The sequence below is a fragment of the Enterobacter cloacae complex sp. 2024EL-00711 genome, from assembly GCF_047529885.1.
Classification (GTDB): Bacteria; Pseudomonadota; Gammaproteobacteria; order Enterobacterales; family Enterobacteriaceae; genus Enterobacter; species Enterobacter ludwigii.
In genome coordinates this window covers 1040157-1060729 of the sequence record NZ_JBLIZC010000001.1, presented here as the reverse complement: position 1 = coordinate 1060729, position 20573 = coordinate 1040157, and the positions used below count along the sequence as shown (strand labels likewise).

Sequence of the window (20573 nt, the reverse complement as noted above, 5' to 3'; positions counted from 1 at the left end):
TCGAAAGACCCATCCTCCCTCTCCCGGTGGGAGAGGGAGGATGTCAGCCGTGAGCCGTCATTAACGCTCGCTCGCTGACCCCGCGCTTCATCACCCGATTCAGCACTTCCGCCTCCAGCTCTGCCAGTCTTGCCGACCCTACGCGGCGCGGACGCGCAATATCGACCGTGACATCAAGACCGATTTTCCCTTCTTCTATTAGCAGCACGCGGTCTGCCATCGCGACGGCTTCGCTCACGTCGTGCGTCACCAGAAGTACCGTAAAGCCATGCTTTTGCCAGAGCGCGGCAATCAGGTCCTGCATTTCGATTCGCGTCAGGGCGTCGAGCGCGCCGAGTGGCTCATCCAACAGCAGCAAGCCCGGACGATGTATCAGCGCTCGCGCCAGCGCCACGCGCTGCTTCTGCCCGCCGGAGAGCGCAGCAGGCCATTCATCCGCACGGTTTTCCAGCCCTACGGCGGCCAACGCCTGGCGGGCTTCATCCCGCCAGTTGCCGTTGAGGCCCAGTCCGACATTATCAATCACCGTTTTCCAGGGCAGCAGGCGCGCGTCCTGAAACATCATGCGGGTATCATCCTGAATAGTGGCCAGCGGTGTCGCGCCTGCCAGAATTTCGCCGCCGTTGGGGGATTCTAGCCCGGCTAAAAGGCGTAACAGCGTACTCTTGCCGCCGCCACTGCGGCCCACAATGGCGACAAATTGTCCGGCAGGAATATGCAGATCCAGCGCGTTGAGAATCGTGTTTTCGCCATAGCGCTTCGTGACACCGTTAAGGAGCAGCGGTGTACCCTGAGTCAGTCGGGCAGTATTCATGCTTTAGCCTCCTGTGAAATATAGGCTGGATTCCAGCGCAGCCAGCTGCGTTCCAGCCACTGGGCGCTGACGTCGGCAAGTTTGCCGAGCAGGGCATAGAGGATAATGGCCACCACCACCACGTCCGTTTGCAGGAATTCGCGGGCGTTCATCGCCAGATAGCCAATCCCTGAGTTTGCAGAGATGGTCTCTGCCACAATCAGCGTCAGCCACATCAGGCCGAGCGCAAAGCGCACGCCGACCATTATGGAGGGCAGGGCGCCCGGCAGGATCACATGCATAAAGAGGGCAAAACCGGACAGGCCGTAACTGCGTGCCATTTCGACCAGTCCGCGATCGATGTTGCGGATCCCATGCCAGGTATTAATGTAAATCGGGAACAGCGTACCCAGCGCGACGAGAAAAATTTTGGCGCTCTCATCAATACCAAACCATAAAATGACCAGTGGGATCAGCGCCAGATGCGGCACATTACGCAGCATCTGAATGGAGGTATCGAGCAGCCGCTCGCCCCAGCGAGAAAGCCCGCTGATCAGACCCAGTACCAGGCCGATGCTTCCGCCAATCGAAAAACCAATTACCGCGCGCCATGAGCTGATGGCCAAATGCTGCCAGAGTTCGCCGCTGACGCTCAGCGACCAGAATGCCTCTATTACGCCCTCCGGAGAGGGCAGAATACGGCTCGACAGCCAGCCGGCAGAAGACGCGAGTTGCCAGACAAGCACAATGCCAACGGGTAAAAACCATGGGGCGGCACGTAGCAACCATTTTTGTGTGGGGGCAGACATGGCAACTCCTTAGCTTTGTGCGGCTCTTCGCGGGATAAACTCGTTAGCCACGGCTTCGCCCTGAAGCTGGAGCTGGCGGGGCTGCGGTACGTCCGGGATGGCGACATCCAGATGCGGGAATAACAGCTCGCCCACTTTGTAGGCCTCTTCCAGGTGCGGATAACCGGAGAGGATAAAACTGTCGATACCCAGGTCCGCGTATTCATTGATCCGCGCAGCCACAGTTGGACCGTCGCCGACCAGCGCGGTACCCGCACCGCCGCGCACCAGGCCGACGCCCGCCCACAGGTTCGGGCTGATCTCCAGATTCTCGCGCTTACCGTTGTGCAATGACGCCATTCTGTGCTGGCCGACGGAGTCGGTTTTCGCAAACGCCGCTTGAGCTTTAGCGATAGTCTCATCATCGAGATGCGCGATCAGCCGGTCGGCCGCCTGCCAGGCTTCTTCATTGGTTTCACGCACAATCACATGCAGGCGAATACCAAAGCGTACCTTGCGACCATGCGCTGCCGCTTTAGCGCGCACCTGGGCAATTTTCTCTTTGACCAGCTCGGGCGGCTCACCCCAGGTGAGGTAGAGATCAACCTGTTCTGCCGCCAGATCCTGCGCCACATCTGATGAGCCGCCGAAGTAAAGAGGAGGGCGCGGCTGCTGCACCGGCGGGAAGTAGAGCCTGGCGTCGCGAACGTGAATATGTTTACCTTCGAAGGTGACGGTTTCCCCCTCCAGCAGACGTCGCCAGACGCGGGTGAACTCGGCGGACGCTTCATAGCGTTCGGTGTGATCGAGGAACACGCCGTCACCCGCCAGCTCCTGCGGATCGCTTCCGGTGACCAGGTTAAACAGGGCCCGGCCGTTAGAGAGCCGGTCGAGCGTTGCCGCCTGGCGCGCCGCGACGGTCGGGGAGACCACGCTCGGACGCAGTGCCACGAGGAACTTCAGGCGTTGGGTCACGGGGATCATCGATGCGGCTACCAGCCACGCATCCTCGCACGAGCGTCCGGTGGGGATCAGTACGCCGGTAAAACCGATTCGGTCGGCTGCCTGCGCAATCTGCTGCAGATAGCCGTGGTCAACCGGGCGTGAACCCTCTTCTGTGCCAAGATAGTGTCCATCACCGTGGGTGGGTAAAAACCAGAAAAGATTCAGACTCATGATTTGGTTCCTTCTTTGCCTGCGGGTTGCCAGATGCGTTCGCGAATATTCACCTGTTTTGGAACAAGGCGATTTTGATAGAAGAGATCTGCGGTTTGCTGCTGCAGCGCAGCGACGTGTGCGTCCACCGGGGTAATGGTGGTCTGTGGACGGTGATCGAGATAGCTCGCGATCACCGGCTCAGGTAAGCCCATGGTTTTCGCCAGCAGGGTAATGCTTTCCTGACGTTGGCTTTGCGTTAGCGCATCCGCCTGAGTAAAGGTGTTAAGAACATCCTGAATAAAAGCGCCATTCTTTTCCGCATACGGGCGCGCGGCGAGGTAGAACGAGCCGGTTTGTTTCAGCGTGGTGCCATCTTTTAATACCCGCACGCCACCCTGCAGTAAAGCTGCGGAGTAGTAGGGATCCCAGATAGCCCACGCGTCGACATTGCCCTGCTGGAAAGCGGCGCGAGCATCAGCCGGCGTCAAATAGACGGGTTGAATGTCGGTGAATTTAAGCCCCGCCTCCTGCAGGGCCCGCAGCAGCAGGTTATGCGAGCTGGAGCCTTTCTGGAATGCAACCTTGTGGCCTTTGAGATCGGCGACCGTCTTAATGGTGCTATTTTCAGGGACCAGAATGACCTCAGCCTTCGGCTTGGCCGGCTCAACGCCGACATAAACCAGGTCGGCCCCCGCCGCCTGCGCGAATATTGGCGGAATATCCCCGGTGCTGCCGAGGTCGATGCTTCCGACATTCAGGGCTTCCAGCATTTGCGGGCCAGCAGGGAACTCAATCCAGGAGAATGTGGTCTTCGGGAAGCGTTTTTCCAGAAGCTGATGGCTTTTAGCCAGCACCATACTGACGCTGCCTTTCTGATAGCCGATGCGTAAATGTTCAGGCGCCGTCTCTGCCGCGTGGGCCAGCGAGGTGAGCGCTAACAGCCCGGCCAGTCCGAGACGGGTTAATCTTTTAAACATGGGCGACTCCCTGTGACGGGTTAAACGCCGGGGCGTGGATATCTCTGCGGTGCAGGGCATGCCAGAAGGTTTCCAGGGCGCTGTCGAGGCGGGTTTGCAGATTCGGCGTGAAGCGAGGCTTGTGTTGATAATCGATAACCTGCGAGTCGTCGGCAAAGACGCCGTGGAGGATCTCCTGCGCTTTTAGCGCATTGAGTACCGGCTTGAGGGCATAATCCACCGCCAGTAAATGGGCCACCGTGCCGCCCGTTGCCAGTGGCAGAACCACTTTGCCGTCCAGCGCACGTTCAGGCAGCAGATCGAGCAGGGTTTTCAGGGCCCCGGAAAACGAAGCTTTATAGATAGGCGTCGCCACGATTAAGCCATCAGCCCCTTTAAGCTGTTCAGTCAGCGTTTGCAGCGCCGGACTGTCAAAACGGGCGTAGAGCAGATCCTCGGGGGCGAAGTTATGCAGATTCCAGTGGCATACTTCCACATCCAGAGCATTGAGCTTTTCACGGGCATATTCCAGCAGTGCGCTGGAGCGAGAGGGGAATCGTGGACTTCCGGCCAGGGTTATGACGCGCATGCATGCTCCTTATAACTAATTGTTTGCTTTTATCTAACATTCATAACAATTTTCAGGAGTGTGACACTGCCCGGTTATTCCACTAAATGATTTATCTGCAATTAAAATGCGAAAAAGCGCATAAGAACGGGGCTGCGAGGTAAACGATTGCGTCTAACGGTGTTTTTTTTGCCACAGGTCAATTCCCTTTCCGGGCCGGATCGCACATAATCCCCTCCCGGTTTGCACACCGGGAATCCAGGAGAGTTCATGTACTACCCCTTCGTTCGTAAAGCCCTTTTCCAGCTCGACCCTGAGCGCGCTCATGAATTTACATTCCAGCAGTTACGTCGTATTACCGGAACGCCGCTGGCCGCACTGGTGCGTCAAAACGTGCCTGAAAAACCTGTGCAATGCATGGGCCTAACCTTTAAAAATCCGCTGGGTCTCGCGGCGGGTCTGGATAAAAATGGTGAGTGCATTGATGCCCTGGGCGCGATGGGCTTTGGCTCCATCGAAATCGGTACCGTCACGCCGCGTCCGCAGACAGGTAATGATAAGCCGCGTCTGTTCCGCCTGGTCGAAGCCGAAGGGCTGATCAACCGCATGGGCTTTAATAACCTCGGCGTTGATCACCTTGTTGAGAACGTAAAAAAAGCCCATTTTGATGGTGTATTGGGCATCAATATTGGCAAAAATAAAGACACGCCGGTAGAGCAGGGTAAAGATGACTATCTGATTTGTATGGAAAAAGTCTATGCCTACGCGGGGTATATTGCGGTGAATATTTCCTCACCAAATACCCCAGGTCTGCGCTCTTTACAATATGGCGAAGCACTGGACGATCTTCTGAGTGCCATTAAAAATAAACAAAATGAGCTCCAGGCGATCCACCATAAATATGTTCCGGTCGCGGTTAAGATCGCACCGGATCTTTCTGCTGAAGAATTGATCCAGGTTGCCGACAGTTTAGTTCGCCATAATATTGACGGGGTGATTGCGACCAATACCACACTCGATCGCTCGCTCGTTCAGGGAATGAAAAACTGTGACGAAGCGGGTGGGTTAAGTGGACGTCCGGTACAATTAAAAAGCACAGAAATTATTCGTGCCCTGTCAGCAGAATTAAAAGGACGACTGCCGATTATTGGCGTCGGTGGTATCGACTCCGTGATTGCGGCTCGCGAGAAGATGGCGGCGGGTGCCTCACTGGTGCAAATCTATTCCGGTTTTATTTTTAAAGGACCGCAACTGATTAAAGAAATCGTTACTCATATCTAATCTTTTCTCTTTATCAGACAACCAGGGCTTTATTTCCAGCCCTGGTTGTTTTATATTCCGTCATTGTTGCTTATTTAGTCATTATAGTCTTTTATTAATGGTGTTATAAACGAAGCGGCGAACAGGACATTTTTAGTACAGGAAGTTTGGGGACGGGAGAGAAACATGCGAATTAAACCTGACGATAACTGGCGCTGGTATTTTTGTGACGAGCATGACCGCATGATGCTCGATTTAGCCAATGGTATGTTGTTTCGTTCCCGTTTTGCTCGCCGAATGTTAACCCCGGACGCCTTCTCCCCGTCAGGCTTTTGTGTTGACGACGCTGCGCTTTATTTCTCCTTTGAAGAAAAATGCCGCGACCTGGTGCTTTCTAAAGAGCAGCGTGCCGAACTGGTATTAAACGCGTTAGTGGCTATTCGATTCCTGAAACCGCAAATGCCGAAAAGCTGGCATTTTTTACCGCACAGCATGAACTGGACCCCCGCCACCGGCGATGCGGCAAGCGTAAACCTGAGCGATACCGCTGAAGAGGTGAGCCTGCTGGTGGTTGAGCCTGGCGAAAATGCCGCACTCTGTCTGCTGGCCCAGCCCGGTGTGACCATTGCCGGGCGGACGATGCAACTGGGGGATGCCATTAAGGTAATGAATGACAGGCTGAAACCGCAGCAACGCGTAGACGCTTTCAGCCTCGAGCAGGCCGTTTAAGCTTCCAGCTGTACCGACGTTTTCGGAATACAGCTGCAGCACAGAATTGTACCATCATCGCCAATCGCGGATTTTTTCAGCGCGCTGACTTCCCCTTCGACCAGCTTGATTCGACAGCACCCACAGATGCCTGCCCGGCAGGAGTAAGGTACGCGGATCCCCGCTTGTTCCAGCTGTTCAAGTAAAACCTGCTGATTGTTGCCGCGGATAACGGTGCCCTGCCAGTGAATGTCTACGGGCGAGCTGGCCGGCGTCTCAACGTCGACGAACTCTTCTTCCTGACCTGCGCCATACACTCTTGCGGGTCCACGGGCGAGAATTTCGACTTCGTCGCCCACGCGGATGACGCCGCTTGAGCGCGGAATGAGGTTCTGGCCGAAATCCACATCGCCATTGTCCTGCGCTGTGCGGAATGACTGCAGGGTTTTTAACGGCTCGCCGGAAGGGTGTTTCTGGCCTTTTTCGGGACTGACGGTGGTAAAGATACAGCGGCTGCAGGGCTTCACGACATCAAATACCACGCTGCCGATACGGATCACTTTCCAGGTATCCTCTTCCCAGGCGTCAGCGCCTGTAACAACCAGGTTGGGACGAAACTGCTCTATCTGAACGCTGGCTTTACAGCGACGCTGCAGGTCGCGCAGGGAGGCGTCGTTAGTCAACAGGAAGGGGAAGCCGTCCGCGAATGAGAGCGGGACCGCCTCGTGGCGCTTAACGCGCCGCGTCAGCGCCGGGCCGACCCAGCGCAGCTGCACATCCCGGGAGAAGAAGCCGCTCAGCCAGCGGTTAATGTCATCCGGGGCGATGCGCGCGGTAAAATGATTGCCCCACACTTCCGTTGGCGCTTCGACAGGCGCAAAATCAGCAAAGCGGATCACCACGCTGGAGCCATCCGGCGCGGTGAGATGCAAACCGTCATAAAGCGGGGAAGGGGTAAAGCGAACCATTTGTGGGAACTGGCGTGCGGTAATGAACGTACCGTCAGGTTCGGTGACCATAAAGATACGATCGAAGGCAAATCCGCTCATGTCGGCCAGCGCGTGTGAAACGCCGATCCCGCGCATGGATTTCACCGGATGAATAAAAAGCCTGGATAACGTCGCCACTGCACAGCCCCTCGAATGAAAATAAGCCTTCAACTTTATGACATACACGCCATATTAGCTATAATGCGCGACAATTTTCTAAGAGTAAAAGTGACGATATGAATTCTCTGTTTGCCAGTACGGCCCGTGGGCTGGAAGAGCTGTTAAAAACTGAACTGGAAACCCTGGGCGCGCAAGAGTGCCAGGTGGTTCAGGGTGGTGTCCATTTTGAGGGCGACACACGGCTTATTTACCAGAGCCTGATGTGGAGCCGTCTGGCATCACGCATCATGCTGCCGATGAAAGAGTGCAAGGTTTACAGCGACCTTGACCTCTACACCGGCGTACAGATGATCGACTGGACAGAGATCTTCTCCCCGAATGCTACCTTTGCCGTGCACTTTAATGGCGTGAACGATGAGATCCGCAACAGCCAGTACGGTGCCCTGCGCGTCAAAGACGCCATTGTGGACTGCTTCACGCGTAAAAATAAGGAACGCCCAAACGTCGATCGTGAAAATCCCGATCTGCGGATCAACGTCTGGCTCAACGGCGACACCGCCAGTATCTCTCTGGATCTGAGCGGCGCGGGTCTGCACCTGCGTGGTTATCGCGATCGTACCGGTATGGCGCCCATCAAAGAGACTCTCGCCGCCGCCATCGTGATGCGTTCCGGCTGGCAGCCAGGCACACCGCTGCTCGACCCGATGTGTGGCTCCGGTACGCTGCTGATTGAGGCCGCTATGCTGGCCACCGACCGCGCACCGGGCCTGCACCGCGGCCATTGGGGCTTCGGCGGCTGGGCGCAGCACGATGAGGCGCTGTGGAAAGAGGTCAAAGACGAAGCGCAGACCCGTGCACGTAAAGGTCTGGCGGAGTACACCTCCCATTTCTATGGCTCTGACAGCGACTCACGCGTCATTGAGCGTGCGCGCAGCAACGCCCGCCGTGCCGGTATCGGCGAGCTGGTCACCTTCGAAGTGAAAGACGTGGCGAACCTGACCAATCCGCTGCCAAAAGGCCCATACGGTACCGTTATCAGCAACCCGCCTTACGGCGAGCGTCTTGATAGCGAACCGGCGCTGATTGCCCTGCACAGCCTGCTGGGCCGTAATATGAAAAATGACTTTGGCGGCTGGAACCTGTCGCTGTTTAGCGCCTCGCCAGAACTGCTGAGCTGTCTGCAACTGCGTGCCGAACGCCAGTTTAAGGCGAAAAACGGTCCGCTGGACTGCGTGCAGAAAAACTACCATCTGGCCGAGAAAGCGGCGGACAGTAAACCATCGGGTGTGGCGGAAGATTACGCTAACCGCCTGCGTAAGAATCTGAAGAAATTCGAAAAATGGGCGAAACAGGAAGGTATCGAATGTTATCGCCTGTATGATGCCGATCTGCCGGAGTACAACGTGGCGGTTGACCGTTACGCTGACTGGGTTGTGGTGCAGGAATATGCGCCGCCAAAAACGATTGATGCACAAAAAGCGCGTCAGCGTATGCTGGACGTGATTGCGGCAACAATTTCGGTGCTGGGCATTGCGCCTAACAAACTGGTGCTGAAAACCCGCGAGCGTCAGAAAGGGAAAAATCAGTATCAGAAAATGGGTGAGAAGGGTGACTTTATCGAGGTGGGCGAATACAACGCGCGCCTGTGGGTTAACCTGACCGATTATCTGGATACCGGTCTGTTCCTTGACCACCGTATCGCCCGCCGCATGCTGGGCCAGATGAGCAAGGGTAAAGACTTCCTGAACCTGTTCTCCTATACCGGCAGCGCCAGCGTGCATGCTGGCCTTGGCGGCGCGCGCAGTACCACCACGGTGGATATGTCCCGTACTTACCTGGAATGGGCAGAACGTAACCTGCGCCTGAACGGTCTCACCGGGCGTCAGCATCGTCTGATGCAGGCTGACGTGCTGGGCTGGCTACGCGAAACGGACGAACAATTTGATCTGATCTTCATCGATCCCCCAACGTTCTCTAACTCCAAGCGTATGGAAGATAGCTTTGACGTTCAACGCGATCACCTGCGCCTGATGACCGACCTGAAACGCCTGCTGCGTAAGGGCGGTACCATTATGTTCTCGAATAACAAACGCGGCTTCCGCATGGATCATGAGGGGCTGGCTGCTCTGGGACTGAAAGCACAAGAAATTAGCCAAAAAACGCTGTCCCAGGACTTTGCCCGTAATCGTCAGATCCATAACTGCTGGTTGATCTCCGCGGTCTGAAAGGAATAATACATGTCTTTAATTAGTATGCACGGCGCGTGGCTCTCTTTCAGCGACTCGCCGCTTCTCGACAATGCAGAACTGCACATCGAGGACAACGAGCGCGTCTGTCTGGTCGGCCGTAACGGCGCGGGTAAATCCACGCTGATGAAAATCCTCAACCGCGAACAGGGCCTGGACGACGGGCGTATTGTTTACGAGCAGGATCTTATCGTCTCTCGCCTGCAGCAGGATCCGCCGCGTCACGTGACCGGCAGCGTTTACGATTTTGTTGCCGAAGGTATCTCTGAGCAGGCTGAATACCTGAAGCGTTATCACGAGATTTCTCACCTGGTGATGACCGACCCGAGCGACAAGAATCTTAACGAACTGGCGAAAGTGCAGGAGATGCTCGATCACCACGGCCTGTGGCAGCTCGAAAACCGCATCAATGAAGTGCTGGCGCAGCTCGGACTGGAACCGGACATGGAGCTGTCGGCGCTTTCTGGCGGCTGGCTGCGTAAGGCTGCGCTTGGCCGCGCGCTGGTCAGCGGGCCGAAAGTGCTGCTGCTGGATGAACCGACGAACCACCTGGATATCGAAGCGATAGACTGGCTGGAAGGGTTCCTCAAAACCTTCAACGGGACCATTATCTTCATCTCCCACGACCGTTCGTTTATCCGCAATATGGCCACGCGTATTGTCGATCTCGATCGCGGCAAGCTGGTGACCTACCCTGGCGATTACGATACCTATCTGCTGGAGAAAGAAGAAAACCTGCGTGTGGAAGAGTTGCAGAACGCTGAATTCGACCGCAAGCTGGCGCAGGAAGAGGTCTGGATCCGTCAGGGCATCAAAGCTCGTCGTACCCGTAATGAAGGCCGCGTTCGCGCGCTGAAAGCGATGCGTCGTGAACGCAGCGAGCGCCGCGAAGTGATGGGCAGCGCCAGAATGCAGGTTGAAGAGGCCTCCCGTTCCGGCAAAATTGTCTTCGAAATGGAAAACGTCAACTATCAGGTTGATGGCAAAGTGCTGGTGAAAGACTTCTCCGCACAGGTTCAGCGTGGGGATAAAATCGCGCTGATCGGGCCGAATGGCTGCGGTAAAACCACGCTGTTGAAGCTGATGCTGGATCAGCTGAAGCCTGACAGCGGCCGCATTCACTGCGGGACTAAGCTCGAAGTGGCTTACTTCGACCAGCACCGTGCGGAGCTGGATCCGGACAGAACGGTGATGGATAACCTGGCGGAAGGTAAACAAGAGGTGATGGTTAACGGTAAGCCGCGCCATGTGCTGGGCTACCTGCAGGACTTCCTGTTCCATCCGAAACGCGCGCTGACGCCGGTACGCGCGTTGTCAGGCGGTGAGCGAAATCGTCTGCTGCTGGCACGTCTGTTCCTGAAGCCAAGTAACCTGCTGATCCTCGATGAACCAACAAACGACCTGGACGTGGAAACGCTCGAACTGCTGGAAGAGCTGATCGACGGCTATCAGGGAACCGTGATGCTGGTAAGCCACGACCGTCAGTTCGTCGATAACACCGTGACCGAGTGCTGGATCTTCGAAGGTGAAGGGCGAATCGGACAGTATGTGGGCGGCTATCACGATGCGAAAGGACAGCAGTCGCAGTCTCAGGCGCTAAAACAGGCTAAATCCAGAACCAGTTCCGAACCTGCTGTAACAAAAGCAGAAACTGTCAAGAAAACCTCGGTTAAACTAAGCTATAACCTGCAGCGCGAACTGGAAGGACTCCCTCAGCGTCTTGAAGAGCTGGAAGCCGCACTTGAAGATCTGCAGGCGCAGGTCGCTGATGCGTCATTCTTTACCCAATCGCATGACTATACTCAAAAAGTACTGGCAGAACTGTCCGCGGCTGAAAAAGCCCTGGAAGAAGCATTTGAGCGCTGGGAGTACCTTGAGTCTCTGAAGAACGGCGCATAAACAGGGATACAATATGTGTGACCAGCACCATGCCGACAGGCATATATTATGCTCTCAATGCGATATGCTCGTGGCGTTGCCAGAGCTTGGTCACGGACATAAAGCCCTGTGTCCCCGTTGCGGTACGACGTTGACAACCGAGTGGGACGCACCAAGGCAGCGTCCCACTGCTTATGCGCTGGCGGCGTTGTTCATGCTGCTGCTTTCCAATCTCTTCCCCTTCATTTATATGAAGGTGGGAGGGATGACCAGCCAGGTCGATTTGCTTGAAATTCCGGGGGTTATGTTCTCGGAAGACTATGCCAGCCTCGGCACCTTTTTCCTCCTGTTCGTACAGATCGTCCCGGCTTTTTGTCTGGTCGTCATTCTGTTGCTGGTGAACCGCGTCGCGATGCCCCTCGCACTTAAAATCTGGCTCGCGCGTATCCTGTTCCAGTTAAAAAGCTGGGGCATGGCCGAAATCTTTCTGGCAGGTATCCTGGTCAGTTTCGTCAAACTGATGGCGTATGGCGATGTGGGTATCGGCAGCAGCTTTGTACCCTGGTGTCTGTACTGCGTGCTGCAACTGCGCGCCTTCCAGTGTGTGGACAGACGCTGGGCGTGGGACGATATCGCGCCGGCACCGACGCTGGTGCAGACGGTAAAGGTGGGGGTGCCAGGCATCCGTCAGGGGCTTCGTTCTTGCCCATGCTGCACCGCTGTGCTGCCAGCCGATCTGGATGTGTGCCCGCGCTGCGAAACAAAAGGATACGTGCGACGTAAAAATAGCCTGCAGTGGACAATGGCGCTGCTGGTGACTTCCATCATGTTGTACCTGCCGGCCAATATCCTGCCGATTATGATCACCGATTTGCTCGGTGACAAAATGCCCTCGACAATCCTTGCCGGGGTAATACTGCTGTGGGGTGAAGGCTCCTATCCCGTTGCGGGGGTGATCTTTATTGCCAGTATTATGGTACCCACGTTAAAAATGATCGCCATTGCCTGGCTCTGCTGGGATGCGAAAGGCCATGGCAAACGCGACAGCGAACGCATGCACCTGATTTATGAAGTCGTCGAGTTTGTTGGACGCTGGTCAATGATTGATGTGTTTGTTATTGCCGTTCTCTCTGCACTGGTGCGGATGGGCGGATTGATGAGTATTTATCCCGCGATGGGGGCATTAATGTTTGCGCTGGTCGTTATTATGACCATGTTCGCGGCCATGACCTTCGACCCTCGTTTATCGTGGGATCGTGAGCCTGAATCAAGCCATGAGGAACAGTAAGAGCATGGAAAATAAGAGTGGAGAGGCGAAAGTGCAGAAGGTCAAAAACTGGTCGCCGGTGTGGATTTTCCCCATCGTGACCGCGCTGATCGGTGCATGGATCCTGTTTTATCATTACAGCCATCAGGGACCGGAAGTGACGCTCATCACCACCAATGCCGAGGGGATTGAGGGCGGTAAAACGACCATCAAAAGCCGCAGCGTCGATGTGGGCGTGGTTGAAAGCGCAACCCTGACCGACGATTTAACCCATGTGGAAATCAAGGCACGCCTGAACGCGGGCATGGAAAAACTGCTGCACGGTGATTCAGCTTTCTGGGTGGTCAAGCCGCAGGTAGGACGTGAAGGGATCAGCGGCTTAGGTACGCTGCTCTCCGGTGCCTACATTGAACTGCAGCCGGGTAAAAAAGGAAGCCAGCCGGCGCAATACCAGCTGCTTGACTCGCCACCGCTTGCGCCGCCAGATGCGAAAGGCATCCGCGTGATCCTGGACAGTAAAAAAGCGGGCCAGTTAACGGCGGGCGATCCCGTGCTGTTCCGCGGTTATCGCGTGGGATCGGTTGAAACAAGTACCTTTGATCCGCAAAAGCGCACCATCAGCTATCAGCTGTTCATCAACGCGCCAAACGATCGGCTGGTCACCAGCAACGTCCGTTTCTGGAAGGACAGCGGGATCGCGGTTGATCTGACGTCAGCGGGAATGCGCGTGGAGATGGGCTCCCTGACCACGCTGTTTGGTGGCGGTGTAAGCTTTGATGTGCCGGAAGGGCAAGATTTGGGACAGCCGGTTGCAGAGAAAACGGCGTTCAGGCTTTTTGACGATCAACGCAGCATTCAGGACGCACTCTATACCGATCACATCGACTTCCTGATGTTCTTTAAAGATTCCGTCCGTGGCCTTCAGCCGGGCGCCCCTGTTGAATTCCGCGGCATTCGCCTGGGTACGGTGGGGCAAGTTCCGTTCTTTGTACCGGGTCTGCAGCAGGTACTGGATGACGATTACCGCATTCCGGTACTGATTCGCATTGAGCCGGAACGTCTGCTCAACCAGATTGGCGAGAATCAGGATATTGGTACGCATATTACCGAACTGATGAACCGGGGTCTGCGTGGGTCGCTGAAGACGGGCAACCTGGTGACCGGTGCGCTGTATGTGGATATGGACTTCTATCCAAAAGCCCCGCCGATTACCGGTATCCGGGAGTTCGGTGGTTATAAGATCATCCCGACGGTGAGCAGCGGCCTGGCACAGATCCAGCAGCGTCTGATGGAGACACTGGATAAGATTAACAATCTGCCACTGAATCCGATGATTGAAGCCGCGACCAGTTCGCTCAGCGAAAGTCAGGCAACGATGCGTCGCCTGCAAACCACGCTGGATAATATCAACAAGATCACCGCAAGCCAGAGTATGCAGCAGCTGCCGCAGGATATGCAGAAAACGCTGCGTGAGCTTAACCGCAGTATGCAGGGCTTCCAGCCTGGCTCGGCGGCGTACAACAAGATGGTGGCAGATATGCAACGTCTTGATCAGGTCTTGCGTGAACTGCAGCCGGTTCTGAAAACGCTCAATGAGAAGAGCAACGCGCTGGTGTTCGAAGCGAAAGATAAAAAGGATCCTGAGCCTAAGAGGGCAAAAGAATGAATAAATGGCTATTAATGGTTGGCGCTCTGCTGTTAACGGCGTGCAGTTCAGGCGTGGAGAACAAGAGCTACTATCAGTTGCCTCTTGCAGCGCAAAACGGGGTACAAAGTACCGCCAGTCAGGGAAACCGTCTGCTGTGGGTTGAGCAGGTTGCCGTGCCGGATTATCTGGCAGGCAACGGCGTGGTCTACCAGACCAGCGACGTAAAATACGTGATTGCGACAAACAACCTGTGGGCCAGCCCGCTGGATCAGCAGCTGCGCAACACGCTGGTGGCCAATTTGGGCAGCCAGCTTCCGGGTTGGGTTGTCGCGTCGCAGCCGCTGGGTAACGACCAGGATACGCTGAACGTCACGGTTACGGGTTTCCATGGCCGTTATGACGGTGCGGTGGTGATTAGCGGAGAGTGGTTGCTGAACCATCAGGGCCAGATGATTAAGCGTCCTTTCCATCTTGAGCTGAAACAGCAGAAAGATGGCTACGATGAAATGGTGAAAGTGCTGGCCCAGGGGTGGGCGCAAGAGTCGGCCAGCATCGCCAGGGAGATTTCCCGGCTGCCATAAGTAAAATTCATCGGTAAAAACCGCAGTCGGCCTGTTGCTGATTGCGGTTTTTTTTTCAGTTTCACTTCAGACCGTTACTTGTGCCGGGTCACAATTTTTGTACAAATGATCTTCCAGGTAGCTCACAAATATGACACCCGTATGAATTTTGAACATTGACGCTGCGACTAATTCGGGGTATTCGTTATCTGTGCCTGCGCAAGTTTGTGCAGACACTGTTTTCTTTCCACCAGACAAAAGAATGAGGGAAACGAGGCATGAAGAGACAGAAACGAGATCGCCTGGAACGGGCTCATCAACGTGGTTATCAGGCCGGCATCGCTGGACGATCTAAAGAAATGTGTCCTTATCAGACGATAAATCAAAGGTCACAATGGCTTGGAGGCTGGCGAGAAGCCATCGGCGACAGGGCACTCATAGCCTGATAACGTCTCTTTCAAAAAAAGAAACCTCCGCACTGCGGAGGTTTCGCCTTTATGGGGTCGCTCAACGCGAAATCAGAACGCGGAAGTGTCCTGGAACAGACCCACTTTCAGGTCGTTTGCGGTATAAATCTGACGACCGTCTACCAGCACTTCGCCATCTGCCAGGCCCATAATCAGGCGGCGGTTAACGATGCGTTTGAAGTGAATACGATAGGTCACTTTCTTCGCAGTAGGCAGAACCTGTCCGGTGAATTTCACTTCGCCCACACCCAGCGCACGGCCTTTACCTTCACCACCCAGCCAGCCCAGATAGAAGCCAACCAGCTGCCACATTGCATCCAGACCCAGACACCCAGGCATTACCGGATCGCCAATAAAGTGGCAACCGAAGAACCACAGGTCCGGATTGATATCGAGTTCTGCTTCTACGTAACCCTTATCGAAGTTGCCGCCGGTTTCGGTCATTTTCACGACACGGTCCATCATCAGCATGTTCGGGGCCGGTAACTGTGGGCCGTTAGCACCAAACAGTTCACCGCGACCAGAGGCAAGAAGGTCTTCTTTTGTATAGGATTCGCGTTTATCTACCATGTTCTCAGTAAGCCTTATTTTAGTGAAGGACGCAGGATAGCTAACACGTGTACGCTGAACAAGTCCGATCAGTTTGAACTAAACCAGCCTAACCAGCGTAACGGCCAGGGATAACGATGACGAGCATCCTGCTGCGTCGCCTGAGCAATGCGCTCCTGGATAGTCTGCATCAGGGTTGTTTGCCCTTCGCCGTCCCATACCAGGTTTGTCAGTAAGGGTAGTGCATCATCAATGCCTTCGATGGCCCAGATGGTGAATTGTTCCTGGTCCACGGCATCCAGAATGTCCTGGCTGAGGCTCAAATGGCGCGCGTTAGGGGCAGGAATAATCACCCCCTGTTTGCCGTTTAACCCACGCTGCTGACAAATCGAGAAGAAGCCTTCAATCTTTTCGTTCAGACCACCCACTGGCTGCGCACGACCAAACTGATCGACCGAGCCGGTGATCGCGATGTTCTGATTAACTGGCACTTCTGCCAGAGCGCTGATTAAGGCGCACAGTTCCGCCATAGAGGCGCTATCACCATCGACTTCACTGTATGATTGCTCAAACGTCAGCGAGGCGGAGAAGGGGATTTGCTGCTCAAGCTGCAGCTCTGACATCAGGAACGCCTGCATGATCATCATGCCTTTAGCGTGAATGTTGCCGCCCAACTCGGCTTTGCGTTCGATATCAGTGAACTCACCGTCACCGACATGCACAACGCAACTGATGCGGGAAGGTTCCCCGAAAGCGCGCGGGTGGCCGGGGAATTCAATCACCGACAGGGCATTGATCTGCCCGATACGTTCGCCTTCGGTCTCAACCAGAATTTGTTCCAGCAGAATTTCATCCTGCATACGGTCAGCAAGATAGCCTTCACGCCACTCACGCTGCGCCAGCATCTGGGTAAGCTGCTCACCGGTGAATGCGCCGTTACCGCTGACGACACCCACTTCACGTAACTGCTTGCCGATCCAGAGCGGGCAGAGCGGCAGCGTCTCCTGGTCACCGGTGTAGCGAACCGCTTCGCGGATCAAACCAGGCCAGGCGTCGGCGGCCGGCGTTGGCAGTGCGAAACGTTCCGCAACGCTCAACACCCACTGGCACCACTGTGCCATATCATCGGCATCGGTAATCTGGATGTTATCTTCGTATTCGCTGTAGACCGCCTGCTCAGCCAGTTCGGGCTCCATCTCCTGGAAGTCAGCCAGCGATTCACGATCACCCGTCAGCACCACGGTCAGCGACAGCGGCATTGAAGGAACTGAGACAGGCAGGGGACGAGACTCGTCGTAGCCAACCCAGTCAAAACGCTGCTGGCTAACCACCGTTTTCAGGCGCATCCACAGCAGAGGTTGTGAGAGGAGGGTGCGCAACGAGATGATCAGTACGCCGCCATTGGCGCGGTGCACCAGCCCTGGTTGCAGCGAGAGCTCACCGTTAAACTGGCGCAGACAACCAAAGAGTTGTTCAGCCTCGACCCAGTTAGCGGTAATCACCTCACCCCTGGCAGCAAAGCGGTCGTCGGGCTGCTCTGCCGGTTCGAATGTGACATCATGTCCCGCGATACGATATTGGCCGCCAAAGACGGCGTTCGCTTGCGGTCGCAACTGGCGCATGGCATCACCCAGAAGCGTCAGATATTCCGCTTCTTCCGGGGCCTTGAGCATCATGAAGGGTGATGTTGCCCAGGGGCTTAACACCTGCTCCAGCGCATAATGCAAACGGGGTTGCGTATCGCTAAGGATGAATTCGTGTTCTTTTGCGAGATCGGGTCGTGCAAACAGTTCCTGATAGCTCTCGGTATCCGGAACGAGGTCACGCCATGCAAGTTTCGTAATGGTCAAAGTTGATGTTTTTTAGTTAGATGTAAAAGCGTGGAGTATACCGTAAGCGGGGGGCTCTACCCAAGCAGGATTGGGCATTTCGGCAGGGCGATTGGCTGCATTCACTCACAGGATATGATTTCTTTTCAGCAGATTGCCAAAAAACTGATATTCTGAACAGAGTTACGTGGTAACACTGAGATCGCAATGAAATATCAACAACTGGAAAATCTCGAAAGCGGCTGGAAATGGAAGTACCTGGTCAAAAAGCACCGTGAAGGGGAGCTGATCACCTGCTACATCGAAGCCAGCGCAGCGCAAGAAGCCGTGGATATTTTGCTGACCCTCGAAAATGAACCGGTACAAGTTAACGGCTGGATTGAGAAACACATTAATCCTGCGTTGTTAAACCGGATGAAGCAAACTATTCGTGCGCGTCGCAAACGGCATTTTAATGCGGAGCATCAGCACACTCGCAAAAAATCCATCGACCTGGAGTTTATGGTCTGGCAACGTCTGGCAGGGCTTGCGCAACGGCGTGGGAAAACGCTGTCAGAAACGATAGTGCAGTTGATTGAAGATGCCGAGCATAAAGAGAAGTACGCCAACCAGATGTCGACGCTGAAGAATGATCTTCAGGCTCTCTTGGGTAAGAAATAGATTTTTGTTTTCTTCAGATTCAGATAATAAAAAACCCCGCAATGCGGGGTTTTTTTATAAGACGATAACTTATGCCGCTGGCTGAGTTACAACGTCTTTGATGCCTTTAACTTCGATCTCTACGCGACGATCTGGAGCCAGGCAGTCGATCAGTGCAGCGCGAGCTTTAACGTTGTCACAGGTGTTGCCAGTAACTGGGTTAGCTTCGCCCATACCACGTGGGGAGATCTTGTTAGCTGGGATACCTTTAGAGATCAGGTAATCAACAACAGACTGAGCACGTTTCTCAGACAGTTTCTGGTTGTAAGCGTCAGAACCGATACGGTCGGTGAAGCCCAGAACCACTACAGAACCGTCTTTAGGATCCAGGTTGCTCAGCTGGGTGTACAGCTGATCCAGTGCCTGCTGACCTTCTGGTTTCAGGGTAGCTTTGTTGAAGTTGAACAGAACGTCAGACTTCAGAGTGAAGTGCTTGGTCTGTACTTCTGGAGCTGGAGCCGGCGCTGGAGCAACGATTGGCGCTGCATCTTCCTGCTGGCCGAAACGGTAGGAAACACCTACGCTCAGCATGCCGTTGTCCGGACGAACACCAACGGTGTTGCCGTCGCCGATGTTGTTAACCCACTGGTATTCCAGGCGGGTAGCGATATCACGGGTCATAGCCCACTCAACGCCACCAGCGAATACTGGGGAAACACCGGTGTCATGGTCGTCGCCAGCGATGCTGTTGCTGGAGTCAGCGCGCCATACCATGCCGCCCAGACGAGTGTACACGTCCAGATCGTCAGTTACTGGGTAACCCAGTTTAGCGGTCAGCTGTACGCCCTGAGCTTTAAAAGCGCCGTTTACGTTGTCGCCTTTGTATGGCATACGACCTAACCAGTCGTAACCCATTTCAAAACCAACATACGGGTTAACCTGATAGCCACCGAACGCACCTGCACCAAGCTGGCTCTCGTGAGTAGGGCCATCGTTGTTCAGGCTGCTGTTGTACCAGCCGGTGTCATGGAACTGAGACCAGCCCAGTTTACCACCTGCATACCAGGTATTATCTTTCGGAGCGGCCTGCGCTACGGTAGCGAAGCCAGCCAGTGCCACTGCAATCGCGATAGCTGTCTTTTTCATTTTTTGCGCCTCGTTATCATCCAAAATTCGCCATGAAGGTCTCAATAGAGATTCACGGTTAAATCCTTCACCGGGGGGCGTGGTCAAATATAAATCTACCGATATCTTCGGCTTAGGCCGAGCACCCCTGGCGATGTAAAGTCTACAACGTAGCTGAAAACTTACAAGTGTGAAGTCCGTCAGGCATATGAAAAAAAAAGTTCCGTATACCGATTATTTAACATTTTTCGAACGAGTTTTGTGCAATAAAATTAAGGAGAACCGCACCAGACAAGCCTTGCCGCAGTTTTGGCGCCTGGAACTAAAATCGCATCTTGTGGTCAAAAAAAATTCCAGGAATAATCTTAATTTTCCTCAATGATACAAATTTGAGTGAATTTTTAGGCCAGAAAGTTGTCCTCTGCGATAAGAATCTGGTCGAACCGGACGCATGATCAACCCGATCGCACTACCTTCTTCAGCCGCTTCAGTCAGTCGAAAATGTTCCTCATCGGTCAATTCGTCTGATAACCATCCAATCACCACGCTGTAATTCCCCGTACGTAACGCCCGGATCATCGATTCCACGGTATCGCAGGGAGAGAGTTGGTTAATTTGCATGACCTTTGTCAGCGGCAGGCCCGCGGACTGCACCCATTCACGGCTCAGTTTTTGTTGAGGCGTCAGCCAAAGCTGCCAGCGCGACTGCTGACCAAGCTGTTGTAATAACGGCAACAGCAGAAGTTGAGTGAGCAGGGGCTGGTCTTCACGATAAACCACTTCACTGATAAGCCCTGTCGAAACACGCCCGGTGGAATTCTGCGTGACATTGCCAGCGGAAGAAGAGAGAGAGGTTGAGCGATTTGCATAGCCTGAAGTGTACATATTCATTCCAGCCCTGTAGTTACTGTATGGATATACAGTAACCCCTGTATGCATAAAGATCAACCTCATTTTCGGAAAGCGACTCGCAAAATTCATTCATTATTGATGCGCCTGGAAAAATCATCTTGCTCAACGACGAT

19 protein-coding genes are annotated in these 20573 nt (G+C 54.6%); 9 read left to right on the top strand and 10 right to left on the bottom strand.

Annotated features, from left to right (window positions below; translation table 11 throughout):
• Positions 1 to 43 precede the first annotated feature (43 nt).
• The 5 genes from ssuB to ssuE are packed head-to-tail and all read right to left on the bottom strand — an operon-like array spanning position 44 to position 4284.
• Positions 44 to 814 (bottom strand): aliphatic sulfonates ABC transporter ATP-binding protein, encoded by a 771-nt coding sequence (gene ssuB, locus ACMVME_RS05225; RefSeq protein WP_032681326.1) that lies wholly within the window; start codon positions 812 to 814, stop codon positions 44 to 46.
• Positions 811 to 1602: an aliphatic sulfonate ABC transporter permease SsuC gene (gene ssuC / locus ACMVME_RS05220; RefSeq protein WP_014169415.1), complete on the bottom strand. Its 792-nt coding sequence runs from the start codon at positions 1600 to 1602 to the stop codon at positions 811 to 813. The genes ssuB and ssuC overlap by 4 nt, the downstream gene beginning before the upstream one ends.
• 9 nt (positions 1603 to 1611) lie before the next feature.
• A complete protein-coding gene (gene ssuD / locus ACMVME_RS05215; RefSeq protein WP_014169416.1) occupies positions 1612 to 2757 on the bottom strand; it encodes an FMNH2-dependent alkanesulfonate monooxygenase in 1146 nt (381 codons plus the stop codon).
• Positions 2754 to 3716, bottom strand: coding sequence for a sulfonate ABC transporter substrate-binding protein (locus ACMVME_RS05210; RefSeq protein WP_020884802.1), 963 nt, complete (start codon positions 3714 to 3716; stop codon positions 2754 to 2756). The genes ssuD and ACMVME_RS05210 overlap by 4 nt, the downstream gene beginning before the upstream one ends.
• Complete coding sequence (gene ssuE / locus ACMVME_RS05205; protein WP_068794467.1) at positions 3709 to 4284, bottom strand: NADPH-dependent FMN reductase; 576 nt, start codon at positions 4282 to 4284, stop codon at positions 3709 to 3711. The genes ACMVME_RS05210 and ssuE overlap by 8 nt, the downstream gene beginning before the upstream one ends.
• Before the next feature lie 249 nt (positions 4285 to 4533).
• On the opposite strand from ssuE, the gene pyrD reads away from it, so the two are divergent.
• Entirely contained in the window at positions 4534 to 5544 is a 1011-nt protein-coding gene (gene pyrD / locus ACMVME_RS05200) for a quinone-dependent dihydroorotate dehydrogenase (RefSeq protein ID WP_068794468.1), read from the top strand.
• A 165-nt stretch (positions 5545 to 5709) separates the two neighbouring features.
• A complete protein-coding gene (zapC, locus tag ACMVME_RS05195) occupies positions 5710 to 6252 on the top strand; it encodes a cell division protein ZapC (RefSeq protein ID WP_025204541.1) in 543 nt (180 codons plus the stop codon).
• Here zapC and ACMVME_RS05190 read toward each other — a convergent pair.
• Positions 6249 to 7358 carry a YcbX family protein gene (locus tag ACMVME_RS05190; RefSeq protein WP_068794469.1) on the bottom strand — a complete coding sequence of 370 codons (1110 nt, stop codon included), beginning with the start codon at positions 7356 to 7358 and terminating at the stop codon, positions 6249 to 6251. The two genes, zapC and ACMVME_RS05190, sit on opposite strands and share 4 nt — an antisense overlap.
• Before the next feature lie 98 nt (positions 7359 to 7456).
• Between ACMVME_RS05190 and rlmKL the strand changes: the two genes are divergently transcribed.
• From rlmKL to rmf, 6 genes are all read left to right on the top strand, one after another.
• On the top strand, positions 7457 to 9565 hold the full coding sequence (gene rlmKL / locus ACMVME_RS05185) for a bifunctional 23S rRNA (guanine(2069)-N(7))-methyltransferase RlmK/23S rRNA (guanine(2445)-N(2))-methyltransferase RlmL (RefSeq protein WP_032677814.1): 2109 nt from the start codon (positions 7457 to 7459) through the stop codon (positions 9563 to 9565).
• A 12-nt stretch (positions 9566 to 9577) separates the two neighbouring features.
• Entirely contained in the window at positions 9578 to 11485 is a 1908-nt protein-coding gene (locus ACMVME_RS05180) for an ABC transporter ATP-binding protein (RefSeq protein ID WP_014169423.1), read from the top strand.
• 13 nt (positions 11486 to 11498) lie between these two features.
• Positions 11499 to 12752: a membrane integrity-associated transporter subunit PqiA gene (gene pqiA, locus ACMVME_RS05175; RefSeq protein ID WP_020884797.1), complete on the top strand. Its 1254-nt coding sequence runs from the start codon at positions 11499 to 11501 to the stop codon at positions 12750 to 12752.
• Between the two features lie 4 nt (positions 12753 to 12756).
• Positions 12757 to 14397, top strand: a complete 1641-nt coding sequence (gene pqiB / locus ACMVME_RS05170) for an intermembrane transport protein PqiB (protein ID WP_020884796.1) — start codon at positions 12757 to 12759, stop codon at positions 14395 to 14397.
• Positions 14394 to 14960, top strand: coding sequence for a membrane integrity-associated transporter subunit PqiC (pqiC, locus tag ACMVME_RS05165; RefSeq protein ID WP_025204538.1), 567 nt, complete (start codon positions 14394 to 14396; stop codon positions 14958 to 14960). Before pqiB ends, pqiC begins: the two co-directional genes overlap by 4 nt.
• 257 nt (positions 14961 to 15217) lie before the next feature.
• Positions 15218 to 15385, top strand: coding sequence for a ribosome modulation factor (rmf, locus tag ACMVME_RS05160; protein WP_013097261.1), 168 nt, complete (start codon positions 15218 to 15220; stop codon positions 15383 to 15385).
• A 72-nt stretch (positions 15386 to 15457) separates the two neighbouring features.
• On the opposite strand, the gene fabA is transcribed toward rmf, so the two are convergent.
• Positions 15458 to 15976, bottom strand: coding sequence for a bifunctional 3-hydroxydecanoyl-ACP dehydratase/trans-2-decenoyl-ACP isomerase (gene fabA, locus ACMVME_RS05155; protein WP_014169427.1), 519 nt, complete (start codon positions 15974 to 15976; stop codon positions 15458 to 15460).
• Between the two features lie 68 nt (positions 15977 to 16044).
• On the bottom strand, positions 16045 to 17805 hold the full coding sequence (locus tag ACMVME_RS05150; RefSeq protein ID WP_032677815.1) for an AAA family ATPase: 1761 nt from the start codon (positions 17803 to 17805) through the stop codon (positions 16045 to 16047).
• A 186-nt stretch (positions 17806 to 17991) separates the two neighbouring features.
• On the opposite strand from ACMVME_RS05150, the gene matP reads away from it, so the two are divergent.
• Entirely contained in the window at positions 17992 to 18444 is a 453-nt protein-coding gene (matP, locus tag ACMVME_RS05145; protein WP_014169429.1) for a macrodomain Ter protein MatP, read from the top strand.
• A 69-nt stretch (positions 18445 to 18513) separates the two neighbouring features.
• Here matP and ompA read toward each other — a convergent pair whose 3' ends face one another.
• Both ompA and sulA read right to left on the bottom strand, forming a co-directional pair.
• Complete coding sequence (gene ompA, locus ACMVME_RS05140) at positions 18514 to 19569, bottom strand: porin OmpA (RefSeq protein WP_020884794.1); 1056 nt, start codon at positions 19567 to 19569, stop codon at positions 18514 to 18516.
• Between the two features lie 354 nt (positions 19570 to 19923).
• On the bottom strand, positions 19924 to 20433 hold the full coding sequence (sulA, locus tag ACMVME_RS05135; RefSeq protein ID WP_032677816.1) for an SOS-induced cell division inhibitor SulA: 510 nt from the start codon (positions 20431 to 20433) through the stop codon (positions 19924 to 19926).
• Between the last annotated feature and the right edge of the window lie 140 nt (positions 20434 to 20573).

Bases quoted from the DNA above. Each gene is read 5' to 3' on its own strand.
- zapC (WP_025204541.1), top strand. From the start codon at position 5,710: ATGCGAATTAAACCTGACGATAACTGGCGCTGGTATTTTTGTGACGAG.
- pqiA (WP_020884797.1), top strand. From the start codon at position 11,499: ATGTGTGACCAGCACCATGCCGACAGGCATATATTATGCTCTCAATGC.
- ssuE (WP_068794467.1), bottom strand. From the start codon at position 4,284: ATGCGCGTCATAACCCTGGCCGGAAGTCCACGATTCCCCTCTCGCTCC.
- ssuC (WP_014169415.1), bottom strand. From the start codon at position 1,602: ATGTCTGCCCCCACACAAAAATGGTTGCTACGTGCCGCCCCATGGTTT.
- pqiC (WP_025204538.1), top strand. From the start codon at position 14,394: ATGAATAAATGGCTATTAATGGTTGGCGCTCTGCTGTTAACGGCGTGC.
- fabA (WP_014169427.1), bottom strand. From the start codon at position 15,976: ATGGTAGATAAACGCGAATCCTATACAAAAGAAGACCTTCTTGCCTCT.
- pyrD (WP_068794468.1), top strand. From the start codon at position 4,534: ATGTACTACCCCTTCGTTCGTAAAGCCCTTTTCCAGCTCGACCCTGAG.
- rlmKL (WP_032677814.1), top strand. From the start codon at position 7,457: ATGAATTCTCTGTTTGCCAGTACGGCCCGTGGGCTGGAAGAGCTGTTA.
- ompA (WP_020884794.1), bottom strand. From the start codon at position 19,569: ATGAAAAAGACAGCTATCGCGATTGCAGTGGCACTGGCTGGCTTCGCT.
- ssuB (WP_032681326.1), bottom strand. From the start codon at position 814: ATGAATACTGCCCGACTGACTCAGGGTACACCGCTGCTCCTTAACGGT.
- ssuD (WP_014169416.1), bottom strand. From the start codon at position 2,757: ATGAGTCTGAATCTTTTCTGGTTTTTACCCACCCACGGTGATGGACAC.
- rmf (WP_013097261.1), top strand. From the start codon at position 15,218: ATGAAGAGACAGAAACGAGATCGCCTGGAACGGGCTCATCAACGTGGT.
- ACMVME_RS05210 (WP_020884802.1), bottom strand. From the start codon at position 3,716: ATGTTTAAAAGATTAACCCGTCTCGGACTGGCCGGGCTGTTAGCGCTC.
- ACMVME_RS05180 (WP_014169423.1), top strand. From the start codon at position 9,578: ATGTCTTTAATTAGTATGCACGGCGCGTGGCTCTCTTTCAGCGACTCG.
- pqiB (WP_020884796.1), top strand. From the start codon at position 12,757: ATGGAAAATAAGAGTGGAGAGGCGAAAGTGCAGAAGGTCAAAAACTGG.
- sulA (WP_032677816.1), bottom strand. From the start codon at position 20,433: ATGTACACTTCAGGCTATGCAAATCGCTCAACCTCTCTCTCTTCTTCC.
- matP (WP_014169429.1), top strand. From the start codon at position 17,992: ATGAAATATCAACAACTGGAAAATCTCGAAAGCGGCTGGAAATGGAAG.